Genomic DNA, 14,051 nt, shown 5'->3' on the forward strand with positions numbered 1-14,051 from the left:
CTCACCCCGCGCCCCCGCCTCACCCCGCGCCCCCGCCTCACCCCGCGGCTCCGCCGCACCCCGCGCCCCCGCCTCACCCCGCGCCCCCGCCTCACCCCGCGGCTCCGCCGCACCCCGCGGTGCTCGGGTGGGCTTCACTTCGGTTGGTGGGGTTGCCCCATTGCTATAGCAGTGGGGCAACCCCGGGACGAGGAGTTGACCCGGCTCTTCGGCGCGGCGAGCTCAGCTGAGGACCCACTCGTCGTTCGCCAGAACGGGGATCTTGCCGGTGGGGGTGGTGGCGGTGACGGTGAGGCCGTCGCCGCCGATGACGACGTCGGTGTGGACCCGGGCGGAGTTGAGGCCGGCGGCGTACCGCTGTTCGGGGCTCAGTTCGAGGCCGCCTTCGACGGCGAACGGGAAGCTTTGGCCCCAGGCGACGTGGCAGCCGGCGTTCTCGTCGAACAGCGTGTTGTGGAAGACGGTGTTCGCCTGCGCGATCCGGGAGTCGCGATCGACCAGCGCCACCTCGCCGAGGCTGCGCGCACCTTCGTCGCTGTCGAGTTGAGCGCGGGCGACGTCGGCGCCCGTGTCCGCGGTGACGTCGGTGATGCGGCCGGCTTCGAGGGTCAGGCGGAGACCTTCGACGAGTTGCCCGGCGATGACGACCGGCTTGGTGACCCGCAGTACGCCGTCTGCGCGGCGGCGGTCCGGACTGGTGAAGACCTCTTCGGTGGGAATGTTCGGCATGTACGTGATGCCGGCCGGGTCGGTGACGGAGCCGCCGGTCCAGCGGCAGTCAGGAATCAGGCCGACGGTGAGATCGGTGCCGTCGCCGGAGTACGTGAGTTCGCTGATCTGGAGCGCGTCGAGAGCCTTGGCGCGCGACGCCAAAGTGGCTGCGCGGTCCCGCCAGGCCGTCACCGGGTCGGCTTCGTCGAGGCGCATCGCCTTGCCGACGGCGGTCCAGAGCCGGTCCACGTCGGGTTCGCCGTAGACCTGGGCAGCCCAGCCGGGGTTCGGCGCGGCGACGACGGTCCACCGCATCTGTCCGCTCATCGCCGCCTGCTGCCTGGCCGTCATCTCGCCCCTGCGGACCGCGGTCAGCTTCGCTGGGTCGATCCCGGCGAACAGGCCTGGGTCCGGATTGCCGACCAACGCGATCGTGGCGACACCCTGCTCGATCCACTCGTTCGTCCGCTGGAGCGCCCAGGCGCGGTCCGCGGTCAGCGTCTCGATGGTCGCGTGGGTGAGCTCGGATCGCCGGATCGGCCCGTCGGTCCAGGCGACCTCGACCCACCCGGCACCGGCGACGTACGCCTGCTCGACCACGGCACGCGCGACCTCGAGCTGCGCGATGTCGGCGGAGATGACCACGCCTTGTCCCGGCTGGACGTTCACCCCGACCCGGACGACCAGATCTGCGAACCTGACCAGTCGATCCTCGGTACTGCTGCTCATGCATCCACCTCAGCTGTCGACGACACCACGAACACTGCCAGAGCGGCTATACGTCGTACTGGTCGGGGACGCGCATGTTCGGTCCGCCGACCTGCAGGCCGAGTGGTTCCGCGCGCCCTTTCGGCTCCTCCCACTCCTCCTGCCGGCCCAACGCGGTGAGGTCGAGGTAGTGGTACCCGTTGTGGAATTCCTCGATGCCACGCCCGTACGTCGAATAGGTGTGGAACACCTCGTCGCCGACCCGCAGGAACGCGCTGATCCCCGGCACCTCCTCGCCGTTCATGTCCTCGGTCCACGGCCCACCCGTCCACGGCGTACCGGCTTCGGCCAGCTCGCCCTCGTCGCGGAAATGCAGCAGCACCGGCATGATCCGGTCGTCGAGAGTCGCGTGGAAGTCGTAGTTGAAGGCGCTGCCGTACGACGAGTACCAGGGGAACGTCCAGCCCATCCGATCCCGGTACGCCGCCAGCTTCTCGTACGGGGCACGGGAGACCGCGACGAGCGTGGTGTTGCGGACGTGGAGTTGCCGCAGCCGGCCGATCCCATCGGCGGCCGACGAACAACTCGGGCAGCCCTCGTCCCAGTCCGGCGCGAACATGAAGTGATGCATCACCAGCTGGGGACGCCCGTCGAAAAGATCCAGCAAACTGACCTTCCCGTCGGGTCCTTCGAACTCGTGCGGCCTGTCCACGCGCACCATCGGAAGCCGCCGCCGCTCAGCATTCAACGCGTCGCGGGCGCGAGTCAGTTCCTTCTCCTTGGCCAGCAACTCTTTACGCGCAGCCATCCACTCCTCGGGCGACACCACCCGGGGAAGCTCACCCACCACCGTCACCACCTGAGGTCGAAACACCTTTAGCCCGCACCGTACCCAGTACTCCGGACATGGCACCTGGAGCGCAGGTGGCCGCGGCGGAGAAGTGGACGCGGGCCGCGCCGGACGAGCGGCGAACGGTGCTGCTCACAGGTGCACTCAGACATGGGTACTGCGAGTTGCGCCTGACCACGACGAGTGCTGCTCCACGGTGGCGCTCGCAAACGAGTACTGCGGGTTGCGCCTGACCACCGACGACCAGTGCTGCTCCACGGTGGCGCTCGCAAACGAGTACTGCGGGTTGTGCCGAACCGGCGACCGGTGCTGCTCGAGACGTGCGCTCGGACATGGGTACTGCGGGCTGTGGGTGGCGTCGCTCGCGAGGTGCCAGCGCTTCAGATCGCCCCGACCGCGGCGCTGCCGACCAGCCGTGTTCTGAGCTCGCGACGCAGGAGCCGCGACGAGTGGAGCCGAGGAAAGCCTTGCGGGGGCATCACCGATGCCGGTTGTGAAGGCCTCAGCCTGTACCGCCCGAGGGGGCGCCACGGTCGGGTGCTGGTTGGCGAGCTAGTCGCGACCAAGGAGCGGCAACGGCAGCGACGGAGGAGCCTCTCGGGCCCGCGATCGTGGTGGTGTGGATGGCGAGCTGCTGTAGGAACTGCGACCACCTCCGCGGGAGCGGCGACCACCACGCGGAGCGCTGAAGTATCGCGATAGCGACCACCTTCCGCGGTAGCGGAGAAGTCCTGCGGCAGCTGCACCTGAGGGGCGTAGCCCCGGCGCGCGCAAGCGGGGATGGGTGGGAGCTGCGACGTAGGAGCCGCGTGGGTGCTTCTCCGCGTAGTACTAACGCTTGGTCAGCAGGAGTTGGACGTCGTCGAGGTAGCCGGCTCGGAAGCCTGCTTCGGAGTAGGCGAGGTAGAACTCCCACATGCGGCGGAAGGTGGAGTCGAAGCCGAGGGCCTCGATGTTCGGCCATTGGTGGATGAAGCGGTTGCGCCAGATGCGGAGCGTGCGCGCGTAGTCGGGGCCGAGCTGCCGCAGTACCTGCGCTTGCAGACCGGTGTGCTCGGCCGTCACCTGCTGGATCGCGTGGACCGAGGGGAGGAGGCCGCCGGGGAAGATGTACTTCTGGACCCAGGTGAAGGTGTTGCGGGTGGCAAGCATCCGCTCGTGTGGCATCACGATCGCCTGGACGACGGCGACGCCGCCGGGTGCGAGGCGGCGTTCGATGACGTCGAAGTACACCGGCCAGTACTTCTCACCGACGGCTTCGATCATCTCGACGCTGAGCACCGCGTCGAACTCGCCGATCTGGTCGCGGTAGTCGCGAAGCGCGACCTGCACCCGGTCGCTCACGCCGGCGTCGGCGATGCGGCGCTGGGCGAGCAACGCCTGCTGGGACGCGATCGTGATCGCCGTTACCCAGGCACCGCGCTGAGCCGCACGGATCGCCAGGCTCGCCCAGCCGCAGCCGATGTCGAGCACTCGCGATCCGGCGTGCACCCCGGCCGCGTCCAAAATCGAGTCGAGCTTGCGGAGCTGGGCGGGGGAGAGTTCGTCGTACGACGCCGAGCCCAGGTCGGCCATGGCGTCGGGGCCGAAGAGGGCGGCCGAGTAGGTCAGCGACGGATCGAGGAATTCGGCGAACATCGCGTTGCTGAGGTCGTAATGCCGGCTGATGTTCTCGCGCGCGCCGGCCCGGTCGTTGTCCTGCTCGCCCGGCTGGGTCCGAGTCACCAGCCAGCGCAACGACTGTGCCCACTTCGGCAGCAGGTGCCGGGTCTCGTCATTGCTGAACCGCTCGGCGAACGGCACCAGCAGGTCGGCCAGGTCGGTGCCCGGCTCCGGGTCCCAGTCACCGGCCAGGTAGGCCTCGCCGAACCCGGATCCGGCGTCCTGGCCGAGCCGGTCGAGGAAGGCCGCGCTGCGGTGCACGCGCATGCCCGGACCACCGAGCCCGTACGACTTGTTGTCGAGGCGGATGGTGACAGGCAGGTCCTTGGCGACCATCCGGATGGCGGCGAGCGCGCCGGCCCGGCGTACCGGGTTCGACCTCGGCCGGACCAGGGTCGGCCACGTCTCGGCCGCCGGCTGGTGTACCGCCGGCATCAAATCCGTCACTTCCGTCTCCCCCCGCCACTCGAGCTGTCCTGGCCGCACTCTATGACCCATCGGCCATCAGGTGCTGCAACACCAGGCGCAGAAGAGTCCCCACGCCTAGAGAAACGCCCCTGGCTGCGATCGGTTACACCAGCGACGAAATGCGGTGATGCGGAGTGCGGCTCAGCGGCCCTTCATCGCCTGGCGGGCGCCCTTGAGGCTGGTCGGGACCGGCCCCTTCGGCATCGGCACCTGCGGACGGACCGCGTCGAGCGCCTTCAGCCGCTGCAGCAAGTCGGTGATCTCCGACGGCTGCAGCGCGGCCGGGAGCTTCATCACGTGCTTGGTGAGCTTGCGGATGTCGATCTCACCCTCGCCCTTACCGGCAACGAGCTGGATCACCGGCGCGCCACCAGCGACCCGGGTGTGCTTCTTGCCCTCGGCGGCGAGCAGGTTCTTCACCCGGCTCGGCTGGCCCTCGCCGACCAGGACGATGCCCGGCCGGCCGACGACCCGGTGCACGATGTCGGCGTTCTTGGTGACCGCGACGGCCGGCGTGACGTTCCAGCCGCGGCGCAGGGTCTGCAGCGCGGACGCCGCGGCACCCGCCTGGCCCTCGATCTGGCTGTACGCCGCCTTCTCGACCCGGCGGCCGAAGACGACCGTGGCCGCCAGCAGGCCGAGTGCGAAGCCGAGCGGCAGCAACACCAAGAGGTGGCCGGTCAGCACACCGATGACGGCGAAGACCGCGAGCACACCGAGGAAGATCCCGGCAAGGATCAGTCCGATCTTCGGGTCCGACTTCTTGGTCAGCTGGTACGCCGACCGGATCTGCTTGAGCCGGCTGGTCTTCTCGGCGGGCGCGTCGTTCTTGGCCATCTCTACCTTTGTCCGTTGTTCAGCGAAAACCTAAGCATCCGTCGTCGCGGAGGTCATCCGCGACTCCACAGCCTGACGGTACAGCCGACCGGCCCGGTACGACGAACGCACGAGCGGCCCGGACATGACTCCGGCGAAGCCGATCTCCTCGGCCTCCTCCTTCATCTCGACGAACTCTTCGGGCCGGACCCACCGCTCGACCGGGTGGTGCCGCACCGACGGGCGCAGGTACTGGGTGATGGTGATGATCTCGCAGCCGGCGTCGTGCAGGTCGGTCAGCGCCTGGCTGACCTCCTCACGGGTCTCGCCCATGCCGAGGATCAGGTTCGACTTGGTGACCAGACCGTAGTCGCGGGCCTGGGTGATCACGTCCAGCGAGCGCTCGTAGCGGAAGCCGGGGCGGATCCGGCGGAAGATCCGCGGCACCGTCTCGACGTTGTGTGCGAACACCTCGGGGCGGGACGAGAAGACCTCGGCCAGCTGCTCCGGTACGGCGTTGAAGTCGGGCGCGAGCATCTCGACGCCGGTACCCGGGTTGAGCGCGTGGATCTGGCGGATCGTCTCGGCGTACAGCCAGGCGCCGCCGTCCTCCAGGTCGTCACGAGCGACGCCGGTGACGGTGGCGTAGCGCAGGCCCATCTTGACGACGGACTCGGCGACCCGGCGCGGCTCGTCACGGTCCAGCGCCTCTGGCTTGCCGGTGTCGATCTGGCAGAAGTCACAGCGCCGGGTGCACTGGTCGCCGCCGATCAGGAAGGTGGCCTCGCGGTCCTCCCAGCACTCGAAGATGTTCGGGCAGCCGGCTTCCTGGCACACCGTGTGGAGCTCTTCGGACTTCACCAGCTTCTGCAGCTTGGTGTACTCCGGGCCCATCTTCGCGCGCGTCTTGATCCACTCGGGTTTGCGCTCGATCGGGGTCTCCGCGTTGCGCACCTCGAGCCTGAGTAGCTTCCGTCCTTCTGGGGCGATCGTCACGCCCACCAGAGTACGCGGCGCCGGACAGCAGCCAATCACCGGACAGGAGCTGTCACCCGTAGGGTGGGCAACCATGTCCACCTCTGTTCCGGCGCCCTCGCGACCGGAGGCTCCTGCGGCTGCGTGGGTACGGCCTGGGCCGTCCCGGCTCGAACAGCGTCGTGACCTGCTGCTCGGTCTGGGCATGGCGGTCGCCGGCGTGCTCGGCACCGAACTGGCGCGCGGAGCGTCGCCCAGCCCGGTCGAGCTCGGGATCGGTGGCATCGAGGCCTATGTACTGAGCGCTGCCATCGCGCTGCCGCTGTGCTTGCGGCGGCGGTTCCCGTTGATCGTGCTGGTCGCTGTGTCGGTGTTGTTCTTTGTCGCGGGCGAGCGCGTTCCGTGGGCGTTCGGCAGCAACCTGGTCACTCAGGCGTCCCAGTTCATAGCCCTGTACGCCGCTGCCGCGTGGGCGCAGGACCGGCGCCGCATGAAGGTGACCATGGTCGTCGTCTTCGTGGGGATGTTCGGTTGGCTCATCTCCGGCTTCGTCCGGGCCCTGCGACACGACTCGATCAAGGGCACCACGCAAGGCGTGCTGTCGCCGTACGTGTCCTATGTACTGCTGGCCATCGCACTGAACGTGCTCTACTTCTTCGGCGCCTACTTCTGGGGTCGTACTGCGTGGGCAGGTGCCCGGCAACGCTACGAACTCGAGAGCCAGGCCGCCGAGCTGGCCGCCCAGCAGCAGGCGAACGCCCGTCGCGCCGTGATCGACGAGCGACTGCGGATCTCGCGAGAGCTGCACGATGTGGTGGCGCACCACATCAGCAGCATCGGCGTACAGGCCGGTGGTGCTCGCCGGGTGATGGAGAAGGACCCCGAAGCGGCGAAGAACGCGCTGTCGGTGATCGAGAACTCCAGCCGTACGGCGGTCAACGAGATGCGCCAGTTGCTTGGGATGCTGCGCGCTGCTGACCCGGAGCTCGACGACGAACTCGGTACGCCGAGTCTCAAGCAGCCGCAGGCGGGCGCCGACCGGTTGCCGGCGCTGGTCGCCGACGTCGGGGGAGAGGGGCTGGAGGTCGGCTTCCACCAGATCGGACGGCCGATCGAGCTGCCGGAGACGGTCTCGGTGTCGGTCTACCGGATCGCGCAGGAGGCGCTCACCAACGTCCGCCGGCACTCGACGGCTCGCAGCGCCCATGTGACCTTGCGCTACCTCGGTGATTCCGCGGTCGAGGTCGAGGTCATCGACGACGGCCGCCCGAAACACGCACCGGTCGGCAGCCGCCTGGGCCACGTCGGCATCCGCGAACGAGTCGGCCTCCTCGGCGGGGAGAGCGAGATCGGCCCCCGCCCCGTCGGCGGATTCCGGGTCCGGGCCCGCATCCCGCTACAGGTCGTCCCGGGCGTGGCGGCTTACGGAGTACAGGGTGGGTCTGATGCTGAGGAGAAGGCGTGAGTGAGACGGCCCCGATGCGGGTGTTGCTGGTGGACGATCAGGATCTGGTGCGGGCCGGGTTTCGGATGATTTTGTCGGTGGAGGCCGACATCGAGGTGGTCGGCGAGGCGGCGGACGGCGAGCGGGCGGTCGAGCTCGCGCAGAAGCTGCAGCCGGACGTCGTGCTGATGGACGTCCAGATGCCCGGTCTCGACGGCATCGCAGCTACTCAGCGGATCGTCGCTGCCGACGCGGGGAAGGTGATCATCCTGACCACGTTCGATCGGGACGACTACCTGTTCGAGTCGCTCGGCGCGGGCGCGAGCGGGTTCCTGCTGAAGAACACGGCGCCGGAGGACCTGGTCGAGGCGATTCAGATCGTCCACTCGGGACACGCGTTGCTCGCTCCCGAGGTGACCCGGCGGGTGATCAAGCGGTTCACCGGCGGCGGCGAACGGGTCTACCGCCCGGACCTGGTCGCCGACCTCACCGATCGCGAACGCGAGGTACTCGGCCTGATCGCCCGCGGCCTGACCAACACCGAGATCGCCACCGCGCTCTTCGTCGGCGAGGCGACCGTCAAGACCCACGTCTCCCGCGTCCTCCTCAAGCTCGGTCTCCGCGACCGCGTCCAGGCCGTCGTCTTCGCCTACGAATGCGGCCTGGTCATCCCCGGCGACGAACACACCCCCTGACCCCGGGTGATGGTCCGCCCTGCGGATGACCTTGCGGGTCACACTGCGGGGCGACGTGTGCGGAGGGTTGCGGTCGCTAGCGTGGGAGTCACTTCCGAACGGGAGTGTCCGGGATTGCGTGCCGGACTCGCAGCGGTGGCTAGAGGAACGGGTGAACGGGATGCTGAGCGTGGCTGGGCTGACCCGGCGGTTCGGTGATCACCTCGCGCTGGACGACGTCAGTTTCGACGTGGTGCCGGGCCGGATGACGGGGTTCGTCGGCGCGAACGGGGCGGGCAAGACGACGACGATGCGGATCATCCTCGGCGTACTGGCCGCGACGGCCGGCGAGGTGTCGTGGAACGGGTCGCCGTTGACCGCCGCAGTACGGCGCGACTTCGGGTACATGCCGGAGGAGCGCGGGCTGTACCCGAAGATGAAGATCCTGGACCAGTTGGTGTTCTTCGGTCGGCTGCACGGTCTCGACGAGCGCCGTGCGGCCGAGCGGACCGACAAGATCCTCAGTCGGCTGGGGCTGAGTGAGCGGGCCGGCGATGTGCTCGAGACGCTCTCGCTGGGCAACCAGCAGCGGGTCCAGATCGCCGCCGCGCTGGTCCACGAGCCGATCGCGCTGGTGCTCGACGAGCCGTTCAGCGGACTGGACCCGCTCGCCGTCGACGCGATGGTGGACCTGCTGCGCGACGAGGTCACCCCTGAGGTACCGGTGCTGTTCTCCAGCCACCAGCTCGAACTCGTCGAACGGCTCTGCGACGACCTGGTCGTGCTGGCCCGCGGCAAAGTGGTTGCCGCAGGCCCCGTTGCGGAACTCGCGGCCGGCCCGAGTACGACGTACCGGCTGGTCGTCGACGGCGACGCGGGCTGGCTGCGCGATGTCCGCGGCATCACGGTTCGCGACGTCGCCGGTGCAACCGCGCTGTTCGACGTGGCGGAAAGGGGCCGAGAGCAACAGATCCTGGCGGAGGCGATGAGTCGCGGCCAGGTCCTGGAGTTCGGGCCGGAACGAGTGGCGCTGAGCGATGTCTTCCGAGAGGCGACCCGATGACCGACGAGACCTTGCGGCACCCCTGGCAGTTGGTCGCCCACCGCGAGATCAGCACCAAGATCCGCGACAAGACCTTCCTCGGATCCACCGCAGTGATGCTCATGCTCGTGGTGGCGGCAGTGATCATTCCGGCGCTGCTGAGTGGGCACAGCGGGCCGGACAAGATCGCAGTACTGAACGACGCCGGCGCGAAGATCGTCCAGACCGCCGACCAGATCAAGGGCGGCGACTCCTTCGAAGTCACCCGCGCGAGCGATCAGGCTGCCGCTGAGCGGTTGGTATCCGACGGCGATGCCAAGGCTGCGCTCGTGCCCGGCGACAACGGGTACGTCGTGGTGGGTGATCAGCAGCTCGACGATGGCATCCAGAACGCGCTGCGGGAGGCCGTCGTCAACCTCGGGATGGAACAGAACGCCGGCAAGGCCGGGCTGAGCCCGGAGCAGTTGCGCGCCGGCACCGCGGTACAGGAGCGGTTGCTGAACCCGGGTCCGTTGCCCGACATCGTGGCGGACTTCGTGAACATCGGGCTGGCGCTCGTCTTCTACATGACCGCGCTCGGGTTCGGCATGATGATCGCGCAGAGCGTCGTACAGGAGAAGGAGAGCCGGGTGGTCGAGATCCTGGCCGCCGCGATCCCGATCCGGGCGCTGTTGTGGGGCAAGGTGATCGGTAACACCGTGCTCGCGTTGTCGCAGATCGTCTTGATCGCGGCCGCTTCGCTGATCGGCCTGCTGGCGACCGGTCAGGCCGACATCCTGAAGGTCGTGGCGCCGGTCGCAGGGTGGTTCGTGGTGTTCTTCGTTCTCGGCTTCGTCGCGCTGGCGGGCTTGTGGGCGGTCGCGGGGTCGCTCGCGACACGGCAGGAGGACCTCGGGTCGACGACGTTGCCGGGGCAGATGATCTTGATGATCCCGTTCTTCTTCTCGGTCTTCGCCGGGTCTTCCGCCAAGACGATCGCTTCGTTCGTGCCGATCGCGTCCTCGATGGCGATGCCGGGCCGGATGCTCACCGAACACGTGCCGCTCTGGCAGCCGCTGCTGGCCATCCTGATTCTGTTGGTCGCGACGGCCGGGATCGTCCGGCTTGCGGCGCGGGTGTACGAGCGGACGTTGCTGAAGACGGGCCGCCGGCTGGGTTACCGCGAGGCGATCGCCCTCGAGGCGACCTGATCCGGCTCGAGACGATCATTGTTATCGTGATTCCGGGGCGGGTGTTACAGAAAGTTGGGTGGCTGTGACGAAACCGCAATATGCGATGACTGTGTGCCCACCGAATTTCTGGACTACGGTCACGACGCATGAACGTCGAGCTGCGCCACCTGCGGGTGGTGGTCCTGGTGGCAGAAGCGGGGTCCGTCGGACGGGCCGCCCGCTGGCTCAAGGTCAGTCAGCCGAGCCTCACCGCCCAGCTGAAGCGGATCGAGTCGGCCTTCGGCGGTGAACTCTTCGAGCGTTCACGGACCGGGGTGACCCCGACCCCGCTAGGCCGGTACGCCGTGGAGCGGGCGCGCGCGATCCTGGTCGATGTCGACCACCTCTCCGCGACGATCTCGGCGATGACGGCGGTGGAGTCCAGCGCCGTACGGCTGGGTGGATTCCCGACCGCGCCGATGTCCGGGATCGCCAGCCGGCTACGCGACCACGGTGAGATCGAGCAGGTGAGCATCGAGGTCGAGTGGGCCACCAGTGTCCTGCTGCAGCAGCTGGAGAGCGGGCGGCTCGATTTCGCGTTGCTCCGTGAGTTTCCGGGCTTCGAGGTGCGGCTCCCGGCGGGCGTGCAGGCCTGCACGATCGTGGAGTCCGAGACGGCGTACGTGGTGATGGCTGCGGGCCACCCGCTGGCCGTGGCGAGCAGGCACCGCCAGGAGATCGACCTCGCCGACCTGGCGAACGAGGAGTGGATCGGCGAACCGCCCGACGACAGTGGCTTCCACCTGCTCTTCCGGGCCGCTTGTGAACGGGCCGGCTTCGTACCGCGGGTCGAACACCACTCGGTCGACACCTCGGTACTGATGGGCTTCGTGAGCAGTGGGCAAGGCGTCGCGCTGATCTCGCCGACGTCGTACCGGATGTTGTCGAGCGACGTGACGACCCGGCCGTTGGCCGGCAACCCGATCCACCGCCGGCTGATGCTTGCCTGGAGCACCGATTCGCCGCGGGCACAGATGGCGGGAGACGTCTGCCAGATGGCGATCCACGCCTACGACGAGGCATTCGCCGAACACGCGCGCTGGGGCCAACACCAACGCATGCACGTCGCCTGACTCTGCACAGACAAGCGCCCCGCCGGTCCTTTCGACGGACCGGCGGGGCGCTTGTTCGTCAGCTCGTGTGGTGGTCAGCTCGTGTATTGGTGAGCTCAGGTGTTGGTGAGCTGGTGTGTTGGTGAGCTCAGGTGTTGGTGAGCTGGTGTGTTGGTGAGCTCAGGTGTTGGTGAGCTGGTGTGTTGGTGAGCTGAGGTGTTGGTGTGTTGCTGAGCTGAGGTGTTGGTGAGCTCAGGTGCCGGCCGGCCGGAACTGCCCCGGCAGGTCCATCACCCGAGGCGCCATCGGCCGGGTGTCATCGGACAGCATCGGATTCTCGAACGCCCCGAAGTGATGCTCCCCGGTCTCATCCACCTCCGGCCCATCCATCCGCTCCCGATACTGCTGTCCAACCTCCTCCACCCGCGTCGCCTCACCCGCACCAACCACACCCTGTACGCCGTACGCCGCGTCGCCCCCACCGACCGCACTACCCGCGCCCCGAGCGTCGCGCTCCACCGATGCCCCACCTTGCACGCCAGCCTGCGGACTCACGCTCTCCGCACCACCCGCCCTGCTCTCCGCGGGGGTTGCTCCCTGCACACCGTTCTGCGCCGAACTCGCGCCTTCCGGACCGCTCTGCGCCGGGACCACGGCTTGCGCACCGCTTCCCGCCGAGCCCGCGGCTTCCGAGCTGCTCTCCGCCCGCGCTACGCCTTGGGCACCGCTTGCCGGAGAGCTCGCGGCTTCCGAGCTGCTCTCCGCCTGCGCTACGCCTTGCGCACCGTTCTGCGCCGAGCTCGCGCCTTCCGAACCGCTCTGCGCCGGGACCACGGCTTGTGCACCGCTTCCCGGCGAGCTCGCGGCTTCCGGCCTGCTCCCCGCCTGCGCTACGCCTTGGGCACCGCTTGCGGGAGAGCTCGCGGCTTCCGAGCTGCTCCCCGCCTGCGCTGCGCCTTGGGCACCGCTTGCGGGAGAGGTCGCGGCTTCCGGCCTGCTCCCCGCCTGCGCACCGCTTGCGGGAGAGCTCGCGCTTTCCGGACCGCCTTGCTGCGGGGCGTCGGCTTGCGCGCTGCTCGCAGGTGCGGTTGTGGCAGTTGCGTCCGACTCGGTCGAACCCGCGACACCAGCGTCGGTTGCACGCGGCGCCGTAGTACCAGCTTCAGGTGCCGCGATTGCTGACGAGCTCGCAGTAGGAGCGGGTGCGCTCGGCGCCGTAGTACTGGCGTCGGGTGCAGTGGGTGACGGCGTCTCGGTGGCGGCCGACGTGCTGGTGGGCGCTTCGCCTTCGGCTGTGGCGCTGGCGGCAGGCGTCGTACCGGCGTCGGTCGCAGCGGACGCCGGCGCGCTCGACGCTGCGACAGCTGATGCTGCAGGGGCTACCGGTTCCGTAGTACTGACCGGCGTGAGCTGGGTTTCGTCTCCGGCAGAATCGTGGCCCTTGGCAACGACTGCCTCTCCCCGGCCGGCCGTCTCCTCTTGTGCAGCGGGCTTCTCTGCCTGCACAGTCTCCTCGTCAGCAGCTCGCGTGGCGGAGTCGTCTTCCGCCCCCCGGCTCCCGGATGATGCGGTTGGGACCAGCTCGGTCTCATCGCGATCCGTCGGTACGAGCCGCGTGTCGTCGCCGCCATCACGCCCGCCACCATCGGCGTACGTCTCATCCGCACCGCCGGTACCGAACATGGCAGTCTGCTCGTCCGCCTGGTTACGCGGCCGCACCGGCTCCGGCTCTTCCTCGTCGTCGAACAGGTCGTCGTAGCTGGTGTTCCCGTAACCACTGAACCGGTTCTCGCCACCAGCCGGATAGTCGCCTCCGGCAACCGGATACGGCGCCGCAGGCTGGTACGGCGCGGCATCAGCGGACTGCTGCGCCTGCGCCAACTCCTGCTCGCGCTGCACCCGCTCCGCCTCGGCCCGCTCCCGTCGACGGCGCTGCACCGAGCGAACGATCAGCTGGATGCCGTACACCAAGGAGATCACCGCAAGAATCGGCACGACGCCGTTCAGCGTGTACTGCTTGATGCCCTCGATCATCCCCGTGGTCACCCCGGGAACATCGTTGAGGAAGTTCGTCATCCGATTGGGAATCCAGTGCACCGTGTAGATCATCGCGCCGAAAACCAGCGCCGCACCGATCGCGGCAGCGCCCGAGAAGTACGACACCACGGCCCAGAAGATCAGCGCTCCGATGCCATAGGCAAGCGCCATCTCCTTCGCGTTCAGCTCGATCCCGCCGTCCGCAGCCAGTACCCCGAACACGGCCGGCCCAACGAGCGCAACCACGACACCTAAGAGGAAGCCAAAGAATTTGGACACATCCCCACCGTAGCGACGTTTACCCCCCACACCGCGACGACACTTCGCGAGCCCCCACCCCACCCTCACTCTCCGTCCCCACCCCTCCCTCCCAACCACCCGCCACCCCACCCCAGTCACCC

General features: G+C 68.5%; 11 protein-coding genes. 5 read left to right on the forward strand and 6 right to left on the reverse strand.

The window, feature by feature from the left end:
• Positions 1–222: 222 nt before the first annotated feature.
• From DIZ26_RS34715 to lipA, 5 genes are all read right to left on the reverse strand, one after another.
• Positions 223–1,440 (reverse strand): aminopeptidase, encoded by a 1,218-nt coding sequence (locus tag DIZ26_RS34715; RefSeq protein WP_112248810.1) that lies wholly within the window; start codon positions 1,438–1,440, stop codon positions 223–225.
• 46 nt (positions 1,441–1,486) lie between these two features.
• On the reverse strand, positions 1,487–2,266 hold the full coding sequence (locus DIZ26_RS34720; RefSeq protein WP_232828854.1) for a DUF899 domain-containing protein: 780 nt from the start codon (positions 2,264–2,266) through the stop codon (positions 1,487–1,489).
• 834 nt (positions 2,267–3,100) lie between these two features.
• Positions 3,101–4,378, reverse strand: coding sequence for an SAM-dependent methyltransferase (locus tag DIZ26_RS34725; RefSeq protein ID WP_112248811.1), 1,278 nt, complete (start codon positions 4,376–4,378; stop codon positions 3,101–3,103).
• Between the two features lie 162 nt (positions 4,379–4,540).
• On the reverse strand, positions 4,541–5,236 hold the full coding sequence (locus DIZ26_RS34730; RefSeq protein WP_112248812.1) for a DUF4191 domain-containing protein: 696 nt from the start codon (positions 5,234–5,236) through the stop codon (positions 4,541–4,543).
• Between the two features lie 30 nt (positions 5,237–5,266).
• Positions 5,267–6,211, reverse strand: a complete 945-nt coding sequence (gene lipA / locus DIZ26_RS34735) for a lipoyl synthase (protein WP_112248819.1) — start codon at positions 6,209–6,211, stop codon at positions 5,267–5,269.
• A gap of 73 nt (positions 6,212–6,284) precedes the next feature.
• On the opposite strand from lipA, the gene DIZ26_RS34740 reads away from it, so the two are divergent.
• The 5 genes from DIZ26_RS34740 (at position 6,285) to DIZ26_RS34760 (ending at position 11,634) form a co-directional block, all read left to right on the forward strand.
• Positions 6,285–7,655 carry a sensor histidine kinase gene (locus DIZ26_RS34740; protein ID WP_112248813.1) on the forward strand — a complete coding sequence of 457 codons (1,371 nt, stop codon included), beginning with the start codon at positions 6,285–6,287 and terminating at the stop codon, positions 7,653–7,655.
• A 14-nt stretch (positions 7,656–7,669) separates the two neighbouring features.
• A complete protein-coding gene (locus DIZ26_RS34745) occupies positions 7,670–8,329 on the forward strand; it encodes a response regulator (RefSeq protein ID WP_198676438.1) in 660 nt (219 codons plus the stop codon).
• Between the two features lie 160 nt (positions 8,330–8,489).
• Positions 8,490–9,371 (forward strand): ABC transporter ATP-binding protein, encoded by an 882-nt coding sequence (locus DIZ26_RS34750; RefSeq protein WP_112248820.1) that lies wholly within the window; start codon positions 8,490–8,492, stop codon positions 9,369–9,371.
• Positions 9,368–10,540, forward strand: coding sequence for an ABC transporter permease (locus DIZ26_RS34755; protein ID WP_112248815.1), 1,173 nt, complete (start codon positions 9,368–9,370; stop codon positions 10,538–10,540). The genes DIZ26_RS34750 and DIZ26_RS34755 overlap by 4 nt, the downstream gene beginning before the upstream one ends.
• A gap of 128 nt (positions 10,541–10,668) precedes the next feature.
• Positions 10,669–11,634, forward strand: a complete 966-nt coding sequence (locus DIZ26_RS34760) for a LysR family transcriptional regulator (RefSeq protein WP_112248816.1) — start codon at positions 10,669–10,671, stop codon at positions 11,632–11,634.
• Positions 11,635–11,865: 231 nt separating this feature from the next.
• Here the strand turns inward: DIZ26_RS34760 and DIZ26_RS34765 are convergent, their stop codons facing one another.
• Positions 11,866–13,929: a hypothetical protein gene (locus tag DIZ26_RS34765; RefSeq protein WP_157979916.1), complete on the reverse strand. Its 2,064-nt coding sequence runs from the start codon at positions 13,927–13,929 to the stop codon at positions 11,866–11,868.
• Positions 13,930–14,051 lie beyond the last annotated feature (122 nt).

Source organism: Kribbella monticola (genome assembly GCF_003261635.1).
In the GTDB taxonomy this organism is placed as follows: Bacteria; Actinomycetota; Actinomycetes; order Propionibacteriales; family Kribbellaceae; genus Kribbella; species Kribbella monticola.